The organism is Absicoccus porci (assembly GCF_003725415.1).
In the GTDB taxonomy this organism is placed as follows: domain Bacteria; phylum Bacillota_I; class Bacilli_A; order Erysipelotrichales; family Erysipelotrichaceae; genus Absicoccus; species Absicoccus porci.
Window position 1 is genome coordinate 377,321 of sequence record NZ_RJQC01000002.1, and the last position, 20,461, is coordinate 397,781.

Consider the following 20,461-nt stretch of genomic DNA (forward strand, 5'->3'; position numbering starts at 1 on the left):
CTAATGAACACAGTTTTTATTATGCCTATCTCATGATATGGTTGAAGGAGAAAAANAGAGAGTGTAATCTAAACTGTGTAAGTTAGTTAGATGCGTACGGCTAACTAATGAACACAGTTTTTATTATGCCTATCTCATGATATGGTTGAAGGAGAAAAAGGAAAATGAATGAAATGAGTAAAATTAAAAGAAATCCCGCCGCTGTCAAGATTGCCAATGAAATCCTTAAAGAATATGACTGTGATTCATTAACCGATATGCAGGATGCTCTCAAAGAAATCTTTGGTCCATTGTTTGAAGGCATGCTTCAGGGGGAAATGGACAATCATCTTGGTTATAAATCCAATTCAAAAGAGCCAAAATCTACAAAGAACAGAAGAAATGGTTCCAATCCCAAAACTTTAAAAACCACAATGGGAGAAGTAGAAATCAATGCGCCAAGAGACAGGAATGGATCCTTCGAACCAGTCATTGTTCCCAAACGATCAAAGGATGTTTCCGATATCGAAGGAAAGGTATTATCCATGTATGCACGTGGAATGTCACAACGGGATATCTCATCAACGATCGAGGATATTTATGGTTTTAAAGTATCCCATGATATGATCTCGGATATAACCAATGCTATCCTTCCGGAAGTGGAAGAATGGCAGAACAGACCGCTCAAAAAATGTTACCCATTTGTTTTTGTCGACTGTATGTATGTTTCTGTCAGAAACGATTATGAAGCCAAAGAAGAAGCCGTTTATGTGATTCTTGGGTATGACCTGCAGGGACAAAAGGAAATTCTTGGTTTGTGGATGGATTCCACGGAATCAAAGAACTACTGGATGCAGGTATTTGATGAGATCAAGGCACGAGGAGTCGAAGATATCTTTTTCATTTCTATGGATGGCGTATCCGGTCTTGAATCGGGTGCCAAAGCTATTTTCCCCGGAGTTGTCGTACAAAGATGTATCGTTCATCTGATTCGGAACTCCATCCGATATGTACCAACCAAGGACTACAAAAAATTCACTGCCGATCTTAAAAAAGTATATGGAGCCTCTTCACTAAAAGCAGCTAAGACTGCGTTCGACACATTCTGCGACAACTGGAAACAATATCCTGGAGCGATCGAAGTATGGAAAAGGAATTTCCTTCATGTAGAACAGCTGTTTGATTATGGATCTGCTGTTCGAAAAGTCATGTATACGACAAATGCGATCGAATCGGTAAATTCCTCCTTTCGAAAAGTGACGAAAAAAGGGTCATTTCCAAATCATGAAGCTGTATTCAAGCTGCTCTATTTACGGGTGAAGGAACTACAGAAAAAATGGGACAAAGGACATTTGAATAATTGGTCGATGGTATTGAATCAATTGTTGGTCAACGATCAGTTTAAGGATCGTATCGAAAAGTACATTCAATACTGAATCTTGAAATGATATATATTCCAATTTCCTTGTTTACAATGAGACTCCGCCCCTAAGAACCCGAAAAAACGGCCAGTCAAAAAAATCAATTTTCAGCTGGCCGTTTTAAGCATACCTTAGGGTCGATCATTATAAACAAGTTTTCTCGGCATAAAACATCATTTTAAAAACAAGATCGAGAACTTATCAAAATCGACTATAAAATATTAAATACACACTTTTCTTGACAAACCCCTTAGTGAACCCGTTAGTTAATTTTTTCTTTCTATCTTCTATCTCAAAAGGCCGATGGAATTTTTTCCATCGGCCCTTTTGTATGTCTTATTCCGGATGATATCCTGCTTCGGTAATGGCTTGCATAGATTTTGTGAATGCTTCTCGATTGGATGAAAAGGTTACTGTTTTGTTGTCTAGATCCACATGGACATTCGATACACCATCCACACCTTCAACTGCTTTTTTGATGGTGGCTACACAATGCTTACACATCATATCCGGTACTTGAATGGAATGTTTTGTATCAGCTCCTTTCCAGCCAACAGGTTCATACCCTGCATCACTGACTGCTTGTTTCAATTCCACTAAACTTGTTCCTTCTGCCATTTTGATTACAGCTGTACCCGATGTAATATTTACATCTGCTTCCTTTACACCCGGTACACGAACCAATGCATGATGAACCGTTGCCGCACAATGGTTACAAGCCATTCCTTCAATCAACATCGTTTTCTCAATGATTTTTTCATTCGTTTCTTCTACGTTCTTTTTCTTTTTACTAAATAGTCCCATAACTATGCCTCCTTGACTGTATATCCTGCGTTTTCAACCGCTGCTTTTAACGCATCGATCTTTGTTTCTTTTTTCATTGTCACTTCGGCTTGTGCCTTATCTAGATCCACATGTACACTATCTACACCAGCTACAGATGCTAATGCATCATTGACTCGCTTTACACAATGTTCACACATCATACCTTCAACTGGTAATACAACCGTCTCTGTTGAGCGTTCGATAGATACAGGTTCATACCCTGCATTCGTAATAGCTTCCTTTAATTGGTCATCACTGACTGTCGAATTTACTTCAAAATCCGCTTTATTCTCTTCGACATTGACTTGTACATGAGATACCCCATCGATATTCTCTAAAGCCTGGGTTACTCTGGCTTTACAATGATCACACATCATACCATTGATAGACATGGTCACTGGATCACCATGTTCTTCTGGTTGTGGTTTTGCTTCTTCCACAACAACGTCGGCTGATACCTTTGGTTTTGGTGTCTCTTCTTGCTGAGCAACAATCTTCTCTTTAAAGAAGCGTAAACGCCAAGCATTTGTACATACACAAATGGAACTTAAAGACATCGCTAAGGCACCAATCATTGGACTCATGGTCCAACCGGTCAATCCCATGGCAGCTGGGATACAAATCGCATTATAGAAGAATGCCCAGAATAAGTTTTGATGTACATTGCGAATCGTTGCTTTGGAAAGATCAATAGCTGTATTGACATCCAATAAACTATTCTTCATTAAGATCACATCGGCAGAATCCATCGCAATATCGGTTCCTGCTCCAATCGCAATACCAACATCCGCACGAACCAAAGCCGGTGCATCATTGATACCATCACCAACCATGGCTACAAATTTTCCTTGATCATGTAACTGACGAACTTTTTCTTCCTTATCTTGCGGCAAGACATCACTGATGACTTCATCGACACCTAAGCGTTTGGCCACCGCTTGTGCCGTTTGCTTATTATCACCCGTCAACATGACCACATGAATGCCTTTTTCTTTAAAGGCTTGGATAGCTTGTAAAGATGTGGTACGAACCGTATCGGCTACAGCTAAAATACCTAAGACAACATCATCATTAGCCAGGATCATTGGTGTTTTTCCTTCATTCGCTAATGTGGAGAGGGAAGAGGAGACTTGATCATCAAATGCGATATTTTCTTCTTTCATGAAAGCAGCATTTCCAATCAAATATAATTTTCCATTGATTGTTCCTTTTACGCCACGACCTGTTACATTCACAAAATTGGTAACGGTATCCAAAGATAAGCCTTTATCTTTAGCTGCTTGAACAATGGCTTGTCCCAATGGATGCATGGAACCATTTTCAATCGAAGCACTCACTTGTAGTAATTCTTCATCACTATAATCCGAGAAATTCTTTAAATCCTGTAACGTTGGTTTTCCTTCGGTGATCGTTCCGGTTTTATCCAACACGATCGTATCAATATTATGAAGATTTTCCAAGCTAACAGCTGATTTCAACAAAATCCCATAACGCGCTGCTTTTTCAGTACCAACCATAATGGCCATTGGCGTTGCTAATCCCAATGCACAAGGACAACTAATGACTAATACGCTAATGCCATTGTTTAATGCATGTTGGAAATCACCAGAATAAATCATCCATCCGACAAAGGTCAAAAGTGCAATACCCATGACAATAGGCACAAAAATTCCAGCCACCTTATCGGCAATACGAGCAATGGGAGCTTTTGACGTCCCCGCTTCATCAACCAAACGCACAATTTGCGCTAAAGTCGTATCATCACCGACACGATTGGCTCGAAATTGGAATATCCCATTTTCATTGATCGTAGCAGAAATGACATCGTCACCCACTTGTTTTTCAACAGGAATACTTTCACCAGTGATTGCGCTTTGATCCAAATAACCAACACCTTGTGTGATCGTACCATCTACCGGTACACGCTGGCCTGGTTTCATGACAACAATATCACCCGCTACAATGGATTCACTCGCTACTTCGACTTCTTGGCCATTGCGAATGACCGTGGCATTCTTAGGTGTTAGATCCATCAATTTACCTAGCGCATCGCCTGTCTTGGCTTTGGATTTTGATTCCAAATATTTCCCAATTGAAACCAACGTCAAGATCATGGCCGAAGAATCAAAATACAACGAATGATGGGCTTGATGGACCATCATCATTTGTCCATGTCCTAAACCATAAGCCATGATAAATGTCATCGCTAAGGCATAAATATAACTAGCACTCGATCCCAACGCAACCAAGGTATCCATATTCGGGGCTCGTCGAATCAATCCTTTGAACCCATCGATATAAAAATGTCGTTGAATAAAAATGACATAAGTTGCCAATAAAGCTTGGATGATCGTACTGATCATCGCATTTTGTTCACCGGATAAAATGGCAGGCATAGGCAGATGCAACATTTCTCCCATCGCAATATACATCAACACGATCATCAATATGATGGATTGGATCAAACGTTGTTTCGCTGCTTTACTTTCCGCTTCCACACGTGCTTGTCTAGCTTCCCAATCGGACTTCATCGAAGACTTTCCAACTTCTTTTTGTACTTTGGGACTCGCTCCATAGCCGATATGTGCTACCGCATCACAAATCTGTTTCTCATTTACGATCGATTCATCATAATCCACATTCATTCGATTGGCTAACAATGAAACATCGACATCGTTTACACCATCTAACTTGGCAACGGCCTTTGTGACATTGGCTTGACAGGCAGCACAACTCATCCCCGTAACATCAAAAACCTCTTTCATATCATCACTTCCTTATTTTAAACGCTTTACTAAATTCATGACCTCTTCCATAATGTCGGTATTCCCTTCTTTGACATCTTCAGTTACACATGTTTCCAAATGCTCCTGAAGAATCGTATATCCAAACGATTGTAACGCTTTTTCCACCGCCGCAATTTGGATCAAGACATCCCCGCAATACCGATTATCTTCCAACATCGATTCAATCCCATTCAATTGACCGATGATTCGATGAATCCGATTTTTTAATTGTTTTAATTCCGCATCGGAACGCGGTACATGTTTATGTTTTGGTTCGCAACAACTCATGGTTATACCTCCCCTGTGTACGCATATATTATACCCAGTGGGGGTATAAGTCAAACAAAATAAAAAAAGACCCTTGCGGATCTTATAAAAAATACAACAACATCGCCACATAGGCACAGGTCTTTGGCAACATCAACATCCCAATCATTGGATGTTTCTTGGACCATAACGTTACGGGTAAGTAACAACCAAAGGAAATCAAAATGGATACCACCATATATACATTGGCTACCTTCGCAAACAAATACACAACCAATAATCCCGTAATCAGAAAAACACCATTTCTAAGCAAGGATAAATACATCGATGCATCGGATTCTCCCCATTTGTTTTGAGGCAATAAACAAATCAAAATACGAATAATAGCCGTGATCCAAATCAAAAAAACAATGCCATTCGATATTGAAACAGAATATGTTTCTTTCCAAATATAATATAGAAGAATATAAAATACCGTCATAGTGATGGATGAAATTTGTAGGCCTCGATTCATTCTTTGTTTTACTGTTTCGGTTGGTTCTTTCAATAAGCTCTGCATCCGTGGCACCAAATGAAAAGCATCACCGAAACAAAGAACCCAAGCCCAAATGGCACATAATACCTGTCCATGAGAAAGAAACAAAATACCAGCAATCAAGGCAAAACATAAATACACACCATCAAATACAACTTCAAATTTTTGTGGTTTCATCTTTATCCCTCATCTTTAATAGTTGGTTTTTGTCCATTGACTGTATGAATGGATGCATAATGCGTATGCGATAGACATTCAAACGTGACCGTATCCCCTTTTTTTAGACCATTTGTATCGCCACGATATGTGATACCATCCACTTTAAAATCCGTACCCGTAACGGATTGTACCGTACCCTTTCTTTCTTCATAATTTTGCTTAAAGGCTTGTGGCATATCAAACAAATAATTGTGCATAAAAATCACTTCTAAGACCAACGCACATCCAAAGACAATTGGATATACGCGTTTGGCTTTCCTGAAAAAAATCAACAAAAGCACTAACACCACAAATACGATCAAATAAATCGTTAAATACAACATATATCGATGCAACATACACATCCCCCTTAAATTACGGAACCAATGATTTCATGTTCCTGCTTTTCTAAATACGTAATAGTTTGTGTTAAAGATGGCTTTTTCTTTAACCAAGCTAAATCACCTTGAATCCACTCATATACTTTTTCATCTTGATGAATCTCGCATACTTCTTCCAATACATCTTGATCCACATACGAAAGTGCCAAACTAATAGCGAAACAAAGATAGACTGGTTGGATCTCATTTTCTAAACACAGGCGCATCGCCCCTACCAACCGATCCTTTGGTTTGATCTTTCGCATCAGATCACGAGCTACACGAGCCACCGTATCTTTTAATGCCACATTTTGAAAACGATACAATAAATCATTCATATGATCTTGAAGTTTGGCATAAGAAACACCATATGCTCCTGCTAGAGCCATCGCACTTTCTGCCATACAATTCTTAACGATCCATTGAATCGATATGTCACTCGCCGCTTCTGAAATATAGGTGAACCCTTCATACATACCCAATAAAGCCGTCGTGAAATGTGCCATATTATGCACAAACAATTTGCGTTCTACAAAATATTGAAATGGTGCATACGGAATAATCTGAGAAGCATCTGTCCACTTGGTTTTGATAGCCGCTTTATTAACTGGTAAAAATTCATACGCCTCTTGTCGAACCGCTAAAGGTGAAGTTGCTTCCTCAAAGTTATTAGCCGGAGGCACCATCTTCCCAATCGACGTTTCGACAAAGCCAACCAACGTATCCCATTTTGGATCCTCCATATATTGGGCAACCGCATCATGAAAAATACGATCCGCATCGTTTAAATTCTCACAAATCAAGATATCCAATGGCACATTTCCACGTGTTTCCCATCGATATTTCAATCCCTTTGCCACCAATGGAGCAACTTTTGGTAGAATATTCGCACCCAAAGCCGTAGCCATCAAATCAGCCGAAGCAATGGCCTCACAAACGGCTTGTTCATCTTTTCCATCCACAGCTTTCACATGTTGGATCGTGATAGTCTGCGTTTGTTCACCAACAATTACTTGATCATATTGATGATACGTATTCAATAAACGTACCACTTCTTCATTGACATCAATAAATGTCACTTCATATCCCAATTTTGAAAACAAAGCACCGATAAATCCGCGACCAATGCTTCCTGCACCATACATCACAAATTGTTTCATTTTATTCTCCTGCTTCAATCTTTGATTTTGTCCACTGATCAATATATGCTTTTAATTCCTTCAAATAGGAAGAAAATTGTACTTCTTTTTGTCCATACGTATATTGAAGATCATATTCCAATGGTAACCACGTTTGAATCGAACTTTCATTATGTGAAATCACCGCTTCTAATTTATCCAATGCCTTATATAATTTCGCTTCTATCGTTTCTTGTGCTGCCATTTCAACAATCAAGTCTTCAAACATTTGTTTCTCTTTTTCAGGAAACGTATCGATCCAAGCTTGATACTGATCATCTTCCACTCGTCGATCATCATCTGTTTTTTGAAAAGTCGGAATATCGCCGGTAAATACCTCACCAAGATCGTGAATCAAACACATCCGAATGACCTTATTCATATCGCAATCGAATGCATCTTCTAGAAGCATAGCCATCAAAGCCAATCGCCAACTGTGTTCCGCTACACTTTCTTGTCGGCCATTTTTCAAGAAACAATGACGCGTAGTTGTCTTCAAACGACCCGCAACTTCTAAAATGGAAATCAATTCTTCTGGTTTCATCGTGGTTGCACCAAAGAAAGCTGAACCTTTCCCTTCTCTTCATCGATATGATAGACCCATACCGTTACAATATCACCAACTGATACAATTTCACTTGGATGATTGACTCGATGATGTGCCATCTTTGAAATATGAACCAAACCATCTTCATGTAAACCAATATCCACAAAAGCACCAAAGTCAACCACATTGCGTACAACACCTTCCAATTGATCACCGACATGAAGGTCTTCCATGGTCAATACATCTTTTTTTAAGATGGGACCTGCACTGTTTTCACGATAATCTCGCAAAGGCTGCATGATGGCTTCACAAATATCACGAATCGTATAGTCATCCCCTTTATATAAGGAATCATTCGCCTTTTCAATGGCTGCTTTCGCTTTGGGTGTACCCATATCCGATGTAGTTAATTTCAATTGTTTCAACAATTGACGAGCCAACGCATACGATTCTGGATGGATACTCGTACGATCCAATGGTTCATCTCCCGATTCAATACGCAAGAAACCTGCACTTTGTTCAAAGGATTTTGGACCAATCTTCGGAATCTTTTTGATCTGATTGCGATTGGTGATCCATCCATTTTCTTCCCGATACGAAACAATGCTTTGCGCCATCGCACGGGATAAACCCGACACATTTTCCAATAAAGATACACTTGCTGTATTGATATTTACACCGACACGATTGACTGCTTTTTCGACCACAAAATGCAGTCGTTCTTTTAATTCTTTTTGGGGCAGATCATGTTGATACTGACCAACACCAATGGATTGTGGATCGATCTTGATCAATTCCGACAAGGGATCCAATAAACGACGTGCAATGGAAATGGCACTACGTTGTTCGACATGTAAATCAGGAAATTCCGCAATGGCTAACTTCGATGCACTATATACACTCGCTCCAGCTTCGGAAACAATCGAATACACAACTGGCAAATGATATTCTTTGATCACATCAGCTACAAAGGCTTCACTTTCTCTAGAAGCGGTCCCATTGCCAATGGCGACAATATCTACATGATAATCCGTACATAACTGTACAAATTTACGTTTGGCTTCCGCTATTTTTTGATTGGGTTTATGTGGATAAATCACATCGACACATAAAGCCTTTCCAGAAGGATCAATAATAGCCAATTTACAACCTGTTCGGAATGCTGGATCAAATCCCATGATGGTCTTATCTTTTAATGGGGCTTGCAACAATAACTTCTCTAAATTCATCGAAAAAACATCCATCGAACTCTTTTGTGCTCGTTCCGTTAATTGGGAACGAACCAAACGCTCCAAAGAAGGAATGGCCAATCGTTTTAAGCTATCTTGAACGGCTTGATCGATATAGGTTGCACAAGGATTGTTGCGATAACGAATAAAGTGACGATGAGCCCAGTTATGTAAATAGTCTTCGTTACAAGTGACATGTACCGTAATGACTTTTTCTTTTTCGGCTCGATTGATGGCCATGATTTGATGATTGGCTACCCGATCTACCCGACAAGAAAAATCATAATACATACGATAGATCTTTTTCTCATCTTCAGCATCTTTTTTGATTTGCGTTTCGATACGACCATATTTCATCATAGAAGTAAAGATCGTATCACGAAGGGCACTATCTTCACTGAATTGTTGAGCCAAAATATCCATGGCACCTTGTAGAGCAGCTTGTCGATCGGTAACGTCTTCGTTTAGATAAGCATCGATATCTTCTTCTTTCCAATCTCTTGGACAAGACAAGATTCGTTCGGCCAATGGTTTCAAACCATGTGAGATGGCAATTCCCGCACGTGTTTTTTTCTTTTGTTTGTAGGGACGATAGATTTCTTCAATTTCGGCTAATTTGGTACAAGCCATGACCGAAGCTTTGATTTCAGGAGTTAATGAACCTACTGTCTCAATGCGATGTAAGACTTCTTCTTTGCGCTTTTCGACATTTTGTCGATACGTATATTGTTCTTCGATGACACGAATTTGTTCTTCATCCAAGTTACCTGTTCTTTCCTTTCGATATCGGGCGATAAAAGGTACGGTACTTCCTTCTTCCAGTAAAGTTAAAACGGCTTCAACTTGTTTGGGTTGGATACCCAATTGGGAAGCAATCGTACCAATAATTTCTATATCCATATTCTATTCTCCATTTTCTGCACTTTATTATATAATAATTCCAGGTGATTTTATGTTTTTATTTTATGGTCCCAGGATCTTACTCTTAGCAGCGGTTTTACCCGCTATTTATTTATTAATCAAAGTGTATCAATTGGATCGCATGGAAAGAGAACCGGTTGATTTAATTGTGAAATTAGTCATCTATGGAATGATTGCGACGGCTTTGGCTGCCTTGATTGAAGATGCACTAATGGATAAAGCCACTTCAAATTTTGTTGCCTATTTTGGTGTAGTGGGTTGTACCGAAGAAGGATTGAAATATCTATTTGTGAATCACGGAACTTGGAAATCACGTGAATTTAATTGTCTATTTGATGGCATTGTCTATTGTATTTCCGTTTCTTTAGGATTTGCGTTGATGGAAAATATTCTCTATGTCTTCAATTATGGTTTAAGTGTAGCTTGGGTGCGTGCTATTACAGCGATTCCTGGCCATGCTTGTTTCGGCATCTTCATGGGTGTTTGGTACGGTATGGCAAAGAAAGCACAAGATCGTGCACAATATGGCAGATCTACTCTCTATCGCATCATGGCATTCATCATTCCGGTATTGATCCATGGCACCTATGATTATCTAGCTACATCAGATAACTATTGGTTCTTCTTATTTATTGTCCTACTTTTCTTTGTGAGTTATCGTTTGGTCATTCACCAATCCAATAATGATCAATATATTTAAAAAGTTTTGAAGTTTGACATTCAAAACTTTTATATCGTGATATGAAAAGGCTTTTAGGATCGCATAGCTCCTTTTTAGTTAGAAGGATACTTCTTATTTTTCTTTTCCATAGGTGTGAAAATCAAATACATCTTCTCGCCCTAAGATTTGTGACCATCGTGCAGATATCATTTTGGCATATCGAAAAGTCTTCCAAGCCATAGGAACCGAATGCATATGCATCATTACACTCAATAAGAATCGTTTGATGATCTTGTGTGACACCAATATCCATGGTACAAGCCATAGGGCGTTTGTCCCAACTTCGAAAATCATTCATCATTTGATCCAAGACAGTTGGATCATAGGTATAATGATAATCTCCTTTATACGGCCGGATATCGTAAATTTCATCATAATAGATGAAACACCGCCACTCACGACGAATATCCAATGCTTCACTACATAGTACATCATAGTCTTCACTATAGTTCCCACAACCAACAAGATCTCGTATCGAATGAATCACTTTTCCAGTAAAAGATTTGGCTTTGATTGGTTTTACAAACCAGCCAGCTGACCATTTTTCGGGATGAGTTGCGATTGAATTGATCGTATCCTTCCAAATGTTTCTTCCTAAATACGCTTTTAGACAAACTGGATAGTCTTCTACATGTACATTATCATAACCAAATTTATGAAATATCATTTCGGATTGCGCAATATAATCAATTACGATATCTTCTTTGTGACCATATCGTATATATCATCCAAGATTCGGTAAGGCACGATTTCAGCCCCTAATTACTAAATCCATAGATTGCTTTTGTAAAGTTTTCGCTATGTCCAATCAATAAACCGGAGTTAGGATTGATTTTACATTTGACATACACTTTCATATTTTCATGCCCTTTCTCTAAATTTCCTTAATCATAACATATCTAAAACAGCCATCGATCACATGATCCTAACTTTAGCCATCTCTATACTGCCCTTTCCATTCAAAAAAGTTGCCTCCAATCTATTGGATAGCAACTTATGTGTTGATTTATTTTAAGCGAATCATATCTTTATGGATGGACTGCAGATCTTTAGCACCACACATCTCCATCGTATCTTTTAATTCGGATCCTAACTTATCAACCAAGGCTTGAATTCCTTCTTCTTGGGCACCATATACCATATTGACAAATGGACGAGCAATCAATACACCATCAGCCCCTAAAGCCAGGGCACGGAATACATCCACTCCGGTACGAATGCCACCATCTACTAAGATAGGAATACGACCATCGATGGCACGCACAATTTCTGGCAATACTTCTGCCGTTGGGGCACAACCATCCAATACACGACCTCCATGATTGGATACCACAATGGCACTGGCACCAGCACGCCATGCTTTATATGCCCCTTTCACTGTCATAATGCCTTTAACAATAAATGGCATGGGCGTTTTTTCAATGATGGCTTGTAGTTCTTTTTCCGTCTTTCGACCGGCTGGCGGTACAATTCCTTTCAAGAAAGGTAAACCAGCTGCATCTACATCCATGGCCACCGCAAAGGCACCGGCTTCTTTGACCATTTCTAATTTTTCTAGATAAACTTGTTCATTCCATGGCTTGATTGTTGGAATACCAATACCCTCATTTTCCTTGATGCTTTGACAAGCTACCTTCATCGTATCGGCATTCATTCCATCGCCGGTAAACGCAGCAATCCCCGCTTGATGACAGCCGCGAACCAAAATATGATTGTAGACTTGATCATCGTATTTATCACCATAATGCAATTCAACATGACCAACCGGACCGGCAAAAATTGGGTATTGGAACGTTTTTCCAAAGAGAGAGAATGTGGTATCCGCCTCCACATTCTCACATAACGTATCCATATTTAATTCAATGTTTTGCCAAGCATCATAATTATGAATGGCTACTGTACCTGTGCCTTTCGCACCAGGTCCAGGCATGGTATTCCCACAAGCTCTCCCGTTACAAATTGGACAAGACTTACAGTTGGGTCCCATTTGGGTGCGTGCTTTTTTTAAAACATCTTCTACTTTCATAAACAACCTCTATTCTGCATTGGAAGCAATGACTTTGATATCGCTCCATAACTCCGCAATGACTTTCCGTGTTTTGGCATCATAACCAAACACTTCATCTTTTGGATACTTGGTTCGAGGTGTATACGCATTTATGCCTTTATAAGTCGTTTTCGCTAATTTATTTTCTACCTTGATATTCGGTGAGGTATAACCCACAAATTCTGAATTCTTCTTTGCTTCAGAATAGGTAGTCACAAACTTCATGAATTCCATGGCCAGTTTTGGATGACTCGCATTTTTCGGAATGACCATCGCATCTGTCCAAATGTTAGTTCCTTCCTTTGGCATAAAGAAGCCCATATTCTTATTTTCACTCATGATATAGGCTGCATCGCCTGAATATACCAATCCCAGTGCTTTTCGGGCATTGGCCATATTGTCAATGATCTCATCTGTGACAATTTCTGGTTCCATAGTCGTTACACATTGACTTAACCAATCCTTGGCTTGATTTAACTGCGACGTATCTTTGGTGTTCATGGAATAACCCAACGCTTTCAATGCCATCATGACCGAATCTCGTTCCGAATCATAGAGGTAAATATCACCTTTATACTTCGTATCTAAGAAGATATTATACCCTTCTGTTTCTAAGTCTTCTAGACTGACTTTTCGTTTATCATAACTAATGCCGACACTGCCCCAGAAATAAGGAACACTATAGTCATTGTTTGGATCAAACGATTCATGTAAAATATCCGGATTGATCTTCGCAAATGTGGATTTCATTTTCTTTTGATCAATTTTTTGCAGCATATCTTCTTGAATCAATCGCTCGATCATATAGTCACTTGGAATCAATAAATCATAGTTTTCACCATTGGCTACTTTGATGTACATTTGTTCATTGGAATCAAAATTATCCATTACCACACTTGCACCCGTTTCATCTTCAAAATCACTAACCATTTCATCACTGATATATTCACCAGGTAAATAGATATGTAACGTTTGTCCTGCATATGGTTGATTGCCTACGCGATGCATACCAAATATTGATAACACCAACGCAACAACGACAACACCTGCACCAACCCATTTTGGCCAGCGTTTCTTTGGCTGCATGGTCATGGATGTTTCCGTCTCTTTTTTTCGAACCAATGACACAATATTGATGATCAACAAAAGGATCGTAATCAAGATGACCACAATGGTCGAAATCGCATTGACACTTGGATTGACTCGTTTGGACATCGTGTAGACCATGATACTCAAGTTCTTTACGCCTTTTCCGGTCACAAAATAAGAAATGATAAAATCATCAAAGGACATTGTAAAGGCAATCAAAGCACCAGAAATAATACCCGGCGTGATTTGTGGGACAATGACTTGGGTAATGGCTTGAAACGGAGTTGCACCAAGGTCCATGGCAGCATCCGCTAAATTGGGATCCAATTGACGAATGCGCGGCATGACCGAAAGGATCACATAGGGAATACAAAAGGCAATATGAGCCAATAATAAGGTCACAAACCCTTTTTCGATCCGGAAGGTAATAAACAACAACATCAAACCAATAGCTGTCACGATATCCGGATTCATCAATGGAAAATCATCCACACGGGTAATAAAATGACGTACTCGTTTGGTGGATTGAGACAATCCAATCGCCGTCATCGTACCAATGATCGTAGAGATAATGGTTGCCAATACCGCCACGATGATCGTGATATACAAACTGGACATCATGCCATGGCTTTCCAACATGGCGCGATACCAACGCATGGAAAAACCCGTAAAATGGGTCAATGACTTGCTGTCGTTGAACGAGAAAATGACCATGAACACAATAGGCAAATAGAAAAAGATCAATGAAAGAATCAATAAAATCTTGCCCACATACCGTTTATTCTGTTTCATAGACGATCTCCTTGGACAGCACCTTTTTTCTCAATATTACGAACCAACATCATGAGCAACATCATGATCACAGCCATGATCATACTGATTGCCGATCCAAAATTCCATTCTCCAACGGTAATAAATTGATTTTCGATCACATTACCAATCAAGAAGAATTGACCTCCACCCAGTAATTTTGGAATGAAGAAACTCGATACAGCTGGCAAGAACACCAAGGTAATGCCACTTACGACACCACTTAGCGATAATGGAAAAACAATGTGAATGAACGTTTGAACACGATCCGCACCTAGATCATTGCTAGCTTCCAACAAAGACTTATCCATTTTGGATAGAGCCGTCTGGATCTGCAAGATCATAAATGGCAAAAAGTTATAGACCATACCTAAAAGAACGGCTTTTTCGGTATACAACAGTTCGGTATGAATACCAATCAATCCCAATAACCAAGAAATAATGCCATCGGGTGCTAATAAACCAATCCACGCATACGTACGAACTAACATATTGATCCACATAGGCAACGTAATCAAAAGAATCAATACATTTTGTTTCTTTTCTTCACTATTCGCAATGTAGTACGCAATGGGATACCCCAACAAAAGGCAAATAATGGTTGTTTTAATGGCAATCACTAAAGAGCGCCATAAGATCAAGACAAAGTCTGGGTCGGTAAAAAAACGAACATAATGATGAATGGTCAACTGAAAAGGAACGATACTGTTGCCATCTGACATAACAGAATACATCGCAATCAGAAGCATCGGTACCAACAGCATCAATACACTCCAAATCAAATACGGAATGACCAACTGACGAAACTTTTTCATTAGAATCCCATCTTCTCCATCACATGGATATCTTCAGGATAGAAAGTTAGACCGACTTCTTTTCCTTTCTCTGCATAATCCGTTGTGTGAATCTTAAATTCATGACCTTCCGTTGAGAAGGTGACACGATAAATACCTTCTTTGATATTTTCGGGATCAAAATCATAATCCACATACAAATCAATCATTTGATCTTCATCATCCAATTTCCATGCCTGGGCATTGGCCCATGTCTTTAAATCAGTATCCAAAGTTTGGCTCTCTTGAATTTCATCTGCCGTTTTAAAGAAATTAAACGCACTAATGGCTTCATTGGCTTTCTTGTTTTCAATGACACGTTGGTCAATGACCCAAATCTTACGCGTAATGGAAGTTTTATTGCTCGTTGAAAAAGTAATCGTATATTCACCAATTTTATTTTCCAGATTGGTTTCTACGGAATTAATGGAAATCAATTCATCTGTTTCTGGATTCCAAGCTTGGGCATCGGCACGCGCAATCATTTCTTTTTCATCGATATCTTTCATATCTTCCAAATCCACATAGAAATCATTGGCAGAAATCTTTTCTTTGCCATCACTACTGGTCACTTCATTAAAACTTTGTACATGCATATTCACATTGACCGATGTTCCGGGTACGGTTTCAACCATGATTTCGTAATGCACACCTTTAAATAGAACCGATTCAATGGTACCGGTCATCTTTCCTTGATCCACATCGACAATATCAATATCTTCCGGACGAATCACAACATCGACGGGTTCATTGGGTTTAAACCCAACATCCACACAATCAAACACGATATCATCAAATTTTACTTTTTTATCTTCCAACATGACTCCATTCATGATATTGGATTCCCCAATAAACTGGGCCACATATTTATTAACCGGTTCATTATACACATCTTCGGGTGTGCCGACTTGTTGGATCTCACCCTCCTTCATGACCACGATCTTATCCGACATTGTTAATGCTTCTTCTTGATCATGCGTTACGAAAATAAAAGTAATCCCAACTTCTTGTTGGATATTTTTTAATTCATACTGCATTTCTTTGCGCAGTTTCATATCCAAGGCACTCAATGGCTCATCCAAAAGTAAGACGCGTGGTTCATTCGCTAAAGCACGGGCAATGGCCACACGTTGTTGCTGACCACCCGACAACAAGGTTACATCCCGTTTTTCAAACCCTTCCAAACCAATCAACTTCAACATACGCATGACCTTTTGATCAATGACATCTTTTGACATCTTCGCAATCTTTAGTCCATACGCAATATTGTCATATACATTCATATGCGGAAATAACGCATATTTTTGAAAGACCGTATTTAGTTCTCGCTTATACGGTGGTAAATTTTTGATATCTTCGCCATTAAAGATAACGGCTCCTTCATTGGGTTCTAAAAACCCAGCTAAAATACGTAATAAGGTTGTCTTTCCACAGCCAGAAGGCCCCAACAAAGTTACAAACTCATTTTCATAAATATCCAAGTCGATCCCCTTTAATACGACTTGATCATCAAAACTCTTCACAATATGACGAAATTCAATGATTTTCTTCTTCTCTTCCATAAACTTTCTCCCTCTTAAAAAATCGGTGGTGTACTAATCCACAAAACGGATGCTTCCCTATCGGTGGTATTCTCCAAATAATGCGTATGTTGCCCCGATACATAGAAGGTTTCATTCCGTTTAATGTTTTCTACTCGATCGCCATAATGCAGTTTGACACGACCGAATAACACATAACCAAATTCTTCACCAGCATGCGATTCAATTTTCCGCGTACATTGATGCGGATGAAGAATCAATTGTACCGGTTCCATTTGATTCTTTTGCGCATTGGGTACGATCCAATGAATGGTTTCATTTTCTTGGGCATCCACAAAGACATCTTCCTTGCGAAAAACAATCTGTTCCTCAGGTTTTTCTGAAAAAAATTCTTGTAGATTGGTTCCCAATGCTTCCAATATATCTTCGAGTGTCGATATATTTGGACTAGTCAGATCTCTTTCCAATTGCGATAAGAATCCCTTGGTCACTTCCGATCGAGATGCCAATTCGGAAAGTGTTAACCCATTTTTGAGTCGTAGCTCTTTTAATTTTGAACCAATTTCCATAGCCTCTCTCCTGTTTTTTTAATTAAACAATTTGTTTCATTAATTAAACATTAGACAGTATAATATAAGTGAATAGAAAAAGATAGTACTTTATGAAAACTTTACGAAAAGAATCTCTCATTGAAGTTTTTCATGCATTTCGCTATCATAATAAACGTACAGGAGGATACAACATCATGAAAGAATTCAAACCCATAAAAGAAGGAAAAGTACGCGAAATTTACGACAATGGCGATTCATTGATCATGGTTGCGACCGATCGTATTTCTGCCTTTGACGTTATTTTAAAGAATAAGATCACCAAAAAAGGAACTGTATTGACACAAATGTCAAAATTCTGGTTTGACTATACAAAAGATATCGTTCCCAATCATATGATCTCGGTCGATCCAAAAGATATGCCTGAATTTTTCTCTCAACCAGAATACAATGGCAATTCTATGTTGGTAAAGAAACTAAAAATGATTCCAATTGAATGCATTGTTCGTGGTTATATCACAGGTAGTGGTTGGGCTAGTTATCAAAAGAACGGTACAGTTTGTGGTATTCAACTACCAGCCGGCTTAAAAGAATGCGCTAAATTGCCAGAACCCATTTATACCCCAAGTACCAAAGCCGATTTAGGTGATCACGATGAAAACATCAGCTTTGAACAAAGTATTGATGTATTAGAAAAAGCATTTCCAGGACATGGTCAAGAATATGCTGAAAAGATCAAAGACTATACGTTGAAATTGTATACAGCTTGTGCAGATTATGCTCTATCTAAAGGCATTATCATTGCGGATACGAAGTTTGAATTCGGATTGGATGAAAAAGGAAATATCGTTTTAGGCGATGAAATGTTGACTCCAGACAGTTCTCGTTTCTGGCCAGTAGAAGGTTATGAACCAGGAAAAAGCCAACCATCATTTGATAAACAATTTGTTCGTGATTGGTTAAAAGCCAATCCAAATAGTGACTATAATTTACCACAAGATGTCATCGACAAAACCATCGATAAATACAAAGAAGCTTATCATTTATTAACAGGTAAGACATTATAAAAAGTTGGAAATAAAATTCCAACTTTTTTTATCGATTTGCGTTTTTGATCCATTCTTTTGTCTTTTCAATTTCTTCTGGAAAGGTTTTAAAATCTTTCAATTTCCATGACCAATTTTGATCACTCAATGTACTTGGTACATTGATACGTGCTTCTTGTTTATATCCGCAAATATCCCAAACTGGTAAAATGACCAAATTAGCTTCACTATCCAACAGGAAGTGACAAACCATATCATTGAACTTACGATGGGTATATCCACGTTTCTTAAAGAAACGACGCAAACTGATGCGATGATTATTTGTATAATGCGAATACGCTTCATTGATCGTGGCATTATCATGCGTTCCTGAATACAACACCACATTTTCACGAATAGGTTTACGCAATAATTTTGTTTCCATTTGGAAAAGCATGACTTCCATGCCTGGAATATCAAATTCAGTTTCTAAATCGTATACACGCTGAACAATGTCACCGCCCAAATCTTCGGCCACCAATTGAATGCCCGAACATTCTTGCCGAATGCGATTTAAGATTTCTTCACCTGGCGCATCGATCCAAGCACCAATACGAGCTGTTTCTGAATCCGCTGGAATTCGCCAATAATTCGCAAACGCACGGAAATGATCAATACGAATAATATCAAAACAACGATGCATCCAACGCATTCGTTTAACCCAAAATAAAAAGTTGTTTTTGTACATATGATCAAAATTATAGGTTGGCATGCCCCATCGTTGTCCATCTTCACTAAAATAATCCGGTGGACAACCGGCTACAAATTGCGGATTGCCTTGTTCATCCAACATGAAATCATCGCGATCACTCCATACATCGGCGCTTTCTAAATCGACATAGAAAGGCACATCTCCCATGATGGAAATGCCTTTTTTATGAGCATAATCACGCAATTCATCGAGTTGACGATAAAACATGAATTGGAGAAACTTGATATAAAAGAGTTCATCCTCATATTCGCGCAAATCGACGCTATGCTCACCTTTGAACCAATCGCGATATGCTTCATTCCAATCGCTCCAATGCGTTGTATGATGGATCGTTGAAAACAAATAAAAATACGCCCAATCATTTAACCAAAAAGCTTCTTTTTCAAATGCTTCATAAGCCTCTTTGAATGTATCAAATTGTTTTTTAAACACACGAAAAGCACGACGAAAATACACTTCTTTAAACTCACGTACTTTATCGTATTCCACTCTATTTTTAAATTTATTACAGTTCACGATGGAGCTTTGGGTCAACAAACCTTCTTCACACAATCGGTCAATGTTGATATAAATTGGATCGCCCGCAAAACTTGAATACGTTTGATAAGGAGAATGCGTCTTTCCTGCATATTGGATAGGTAAGATTTGCCAAACTTTATAGCCTGCATCCGCAATGACATCAACGAACATCTTTGTTTTGGCACCAAAATCACCAATTCCCTGGTTACCAGGTGTACTGAATAGTGGACATAATATACCTGTTTGTCGTTTTTTCATATTTGTAAGCACTTTCTTATGTAACTATATCA

18 protein-coding genes are annotated in these 20,461 nt (G+C 38.8%); 3 read left to right on the top strand and 15 right to left on the bottom strand.

The annotated features are described in order from the left end of the window. The first annotated feature begins 173 nt into the window (after positions 1-173). Positions 174-1,415: an IS256 family transposase gene (locus tag EDX97_RS06680; RefSeq protein WP_420884685.1), complete on the top strand. Its 1,242-nt coding sequence runs from the start codon at positions 174-176 to the stop codon at positions 1,413-1,415. A gap of 321 nt (positions 1,416-1,736) precedes the next feature. Here EDX97_RS06680 and EDX97_RS06685 read toward each other — a convergent pair whose 3' ends face one another. From EDX97_RS06685 to EDX97_RS06720, 8 genes are all read right to left on the bottom strand, one after another. Continuing rightward, a complete protein-coding gene (locus tag EDX97_RS06685) occupies positions 1,737-2,204 on the bottom strand; it encodes a heavy-metal-associated domain-containing protein (protein ID WP_128520387.1) in 468 nt (155 codons plus the stop codon). A 2-nt stretch (positions 2,205-2,206) separates the two neighbouring features. Next, positions 2,207-4,990, bottom strand: a complete 2,784-nt coding sequence (locus EDX97_RS06690) for a heavy metal translocating P-type ATPase (RefSeq protein ID WP_128520388.1) — start codon at positions 4,988-4,990, stop codon at positions 2,207-2,209. A gap of 12 nt (positions 4,991-5,002) precedes the next feature. Continuing rightward, positions 5,003-5,299, bottom strand: a complete 297-nt coding sequence (locus EDX97_RS06695) for a metal-sensing transcriptional repressor (RefSeq protein WP_128520389.1) — start codon at positions 5,297-5,299, stop codon at positions 5,003-5,005. An 82-nt stretch (positions 5,300-5,381) separates the two neighbouring features. Continuing rightward, entirely contained in the window at positions 5,382-5,990 is a 609-nt protein-coding gene (locus EDX97_RS06700; RefSeq protein WP_128520390.1) for a hypothetical protein, read from the bottom strand. 2 nt (positions 5,991-5,992) lie between these two features. Next, positions 5,993-6,370 carry a hypothetical protein gene (locus EDX97_RS06705; RefSeq protein WP_128520391.1) on the bottom strand — a complete coding sequence of 126 codons (378 nt, stop codon included), beginning with the start codon at positions 6,368-6,370 and terminating at the stop codon, positions 5,993-5,995. A gap of 11 nt (positions 6,371-6,381) precedes the next feature. After that, the gene (locus tag EDX97_RS06710; protein WP_128520392.1) at positions 6,382-7,551 is read right to left on the bottom strand and encodes a mannitol dehydrogenase family protein; all 1,170 of its coding nucleotides are present in this window, start codon (positions 7,549-7,551) and stop codon (positions 6,382-6,384) included. Between the two features lies 1 nt (position 7,552). Next, positions 7,553-8,113 carry an HD domain-containing protein gene (locus EDX97_RS06715; RefSeq protein WP_128520393.1) on the bottom strand — a complete coding sequence of 187 codons (561 nt, stop codon included), beginning with the start codon at positions 8,111-8,113 and terminating at the stop codon, positions 7,553-7,555. After that, a complete protein-coding gene (locus EDX97_RS06720; protein ID WP_128520394.1) occupies positions 8,110-10,245 on the bottom strand; it encodes a Tex family protein in 2,136 nt (711 codons plus the stop codon). Before EDX97_RS06720 ends, EDX97_RS06715 begins: the two co-directional genes overlap by 4 nt. Before the next feature lie 52 nt (positions 10,246-10,297). Between EDX97_RS06720 and EDX97_RS06725 the strand changes: the two genes are divergently transcribed. Continuing rightward, positions 10,298-10,966 carry a PrsW family intramembrane metalloprotease gene (locus EDX97_RS06725; protein ID WP_128520395.1) on the top strand — a complete coding sequence of 223 codons (669 nt, stop codon included), beginning with the start codon at positions 10,298-10,300 and terminating at the stop codon, positions 10,964-10,966. Positions 10,967-11,087: 121 nt separating this feature from the next. Here the strand turns inward: EDX97_RS06725 and EDX97_RS06730 are convergent, their stop codons facing one another. The 6 genes from EDX97_RS06730 to EDX97_RS06755 all read right to left on the bottom strand — a co-directional run bounded on the left by EDX97_RS06730 (position 11,088) and on the right by EDX97_RS06755 (position 17,876). Next, positions 11,088-11,654, bottom strand: a complete 567-nt coding sequence (locus tag EDX97_RS06730) for an ATP-grasp domain-containing protein (protein WP_221175902.1) — start codon at positions 11,652-11,654, stop codon at positions 11,088-11,090. Positions 11,655-11,993: 339 nt separating this feature from the next. Next, entirely contained in the window at positions 11,994-13,013 is a 1,020-nt protein-coding gene (locus tag EDX97_RS06735; protein WP_128520396.1) for an alpha-hydroxy-acid oxidizing protein, read from the bottom strand. 9 nt (positions 13,014-13,022) lie between these two features. Next, positions 13,023-14,915: an extracellular solute-binding protein gene (locus tag EDX97_RS06740; RefSeq protein ID WP_128520397.1), complete on the bottom strand. Its 1,893-nt coding sequence runs from the start codon at positions 14,913-14,915 to the stop codon at positions 13,023-13,025. Beyond that, positions 14,912-15,748, bottom strand: coding sequence for an ABC transporter permease (locus EDX97_RS06745; RefSeq protein ID WP_128520398.1), 837 nt, complete (start codon positions 15,746-15,748; stop codon positions 14,912-14,914). Before EDX97_RS06745 ends, EDX97_RS06740 begins: the two co-directional genes overlap by 4 nt. Continuing rightward, a complete protein-coding gene (locus EDX97_RS06750) occupies positions 15,748-17,328 on the bottom strand; it encodes an ABC transporter ATP-binding protein (RefSeq protein ID WP_128520399.1) in 1,581 nt (526 codons plus the stop codon). Before EDX97_RS06750 ends, EDX97_RS06745 begins: the two co-directional genes overlap by 1 nt. 14 nt (positions 17,329-17,342) lie before the next feature. Beyond that, on the bottom strand, positions 17,343-17,876 hold the full coding sequence (locus tag EDX97_RS06755) for a helix-turn-helix domain-containing protein (RefSeq protein ID WP_128520400.1): 534 nt from the start codon (positions 17,874-17,876) through the stop codon (positions 17,343-17,345). A 176-nt stretch (positions 17,877-18,052) separates the two neighbouring features. On the opposite strand from EDX97_RS06755, the gene EDX97_RS06760 reads away from it, so the two are divergent. Next, entirely contained in the window at positions 18,053-18,922 is an 870-nt protein-coding gene (locus EDX97_RS06760) for a phosphoribosylaminoimidazolesuccinocarboxamide synthase (RefSeq protein WP_128520401.1), read from the top strand. Between the two features lie 28 nt (positions 18,923-18,950). Here EDX97_RS06760 and malQ read toward each other — a convergent pair whose 3' ends face one another. Continuing rightward, positions 18,951-20,429, bottom strand: a complete 1,479-nt coding sequence (gene malQ, locus EDX97_RS06765; RefSeq protein ID WP_128520402.1) for a 4-alpha-glucanotransferase — start codon at positions 20,427-20,429, stop codon at positions 18,951-18,953. Positions 20,430-20,461 lie beyond the last annotated feature (32 nt).

Bases quoted from the DNA above. Each gene is read 5' to 3' on its own strand.
- EDX97_RS06715 (WP_128520393.1), bottom strand. From the start codon at position 8,113: ATGAAACCAGAAGAATTGATTTCCATTTTAGAAGTTGCGGGTCGTTTG.
- EDX97_RS06705 (WP_128520391.1), bottom strand. From the start codon at position 6,370: ATGTTGCATCGATATATGTTGTATTTAACGATTTATTTGATCGTATTT.
- EDX97_RS06725 (WP_128520395.1), top strand. From the start codon at position 10,298: ATGTTTTTATTTTATGGTCCCAGGATCTTACTCTTAGCAGCGGTTTTA.
- EDX97_RS06700 (WP_128520390.1), bottom strand. From the start codon at position 5,990: ATGAAACCACAAAAATTTGAAGTTGTATTTGATGGTGTGTATTTATGT.
- EDX97_RS06750 (WP_128520399.1), bottom strand. From the start codon at position 17,328: ATGGAAGAGAAGAAGAAAATCATTGAATTTCGTCATATTGTGAAGAGT.
- EDX97_RS06710 (WP_128520392.1), bottom strand. From the start codon at position 7,551: ATGAAACAATTTGTGATGTATGGTGCAGGAAGCATTGGTCGCGGATTT.
- EDX97_RS06745 (WP_128520398.1), bottom strand. From the start codon at position 15,748: ATGAAAAAGTTTCGTCAGTTGGTCATTCCGTATTTGATTTGGAGTGTA.
- EDX97_RS06720 (WP_128520394.1), bottom strand. From the start codon at position 10,245: ATGGATATAGAAATTATTGGTACGATTGCTTCCCAATTGGGTATCCAA.
- EDX97_RS06695 (WP_128520389.1), bottom strand. From the start codon at position 5,299: ATGAGTTGTTGCGAACCAAAACATAAACATGTACCGCGTTCCGATGCG.
- EDX97_RS06735 (WP_128520396.1), bottom strand. From the start codon at position 13,013: ATGAAAGTAGAAGATGTTTTAAAAAAAGCACGCACCCAAATGGGACCC.
- EDX97_RS06685 (WP_128520387.1), bottom strand. From the start codon at position 2,204: ATGGGACTATTTAGTAAAAAGAAAAAGAACGTAGAAGAAACGAATGAA.
- EDX97_RS06690 (WP_128520388.1), bottom strand. From the start codon at position 4,990: ATGAAAGAGGTTTTTGATGTTACGGGGATGAGTTGTGCTGCCTGTCAA.
- EDX97_RS06740 (WP_128520397.1), bottom strand. From the start codon at position 14,915: ATGAAACAGAATAAACGGTATGTGGGCAAGATTTTATTGATTCTTTCA.
- EDX97_RS06755 (WP_128520400.1), bottom strand. From the start codon at position 17,876: ATGGAAATTGGTTCAAAATTAAAAGAGCTACGACTCAAAAATGGGTTA.
- EDX97_RS06760 (WP_128520401.1), top strand. From the start codon at position 18,053: ATGAAAGAATTCAAACCCATAAAAGAAGGAAAAGTACGCGAAATTTAC.
- malQ (WP_128520402.1), bottom strand. From the start codon at position 20,429: ATGAAAAAACGACAAACAGGTATATTATGTCCACTATTCAGTACACCT.
- EDX97_RS06730 (WP_221175902.1), bottom strand. From the start codon at position 11,654: ATGATATTTCATAAATTTGGTTATGATAATGTACATGTAGAAGACTAT.
- EDX97_RS06680 (WP_420884685.1), top strand. From the start codon at position 174: ATGAGTAAAATTAAAAGAAATCCCGCCGCTGTCAAGATTGCCAATGAA.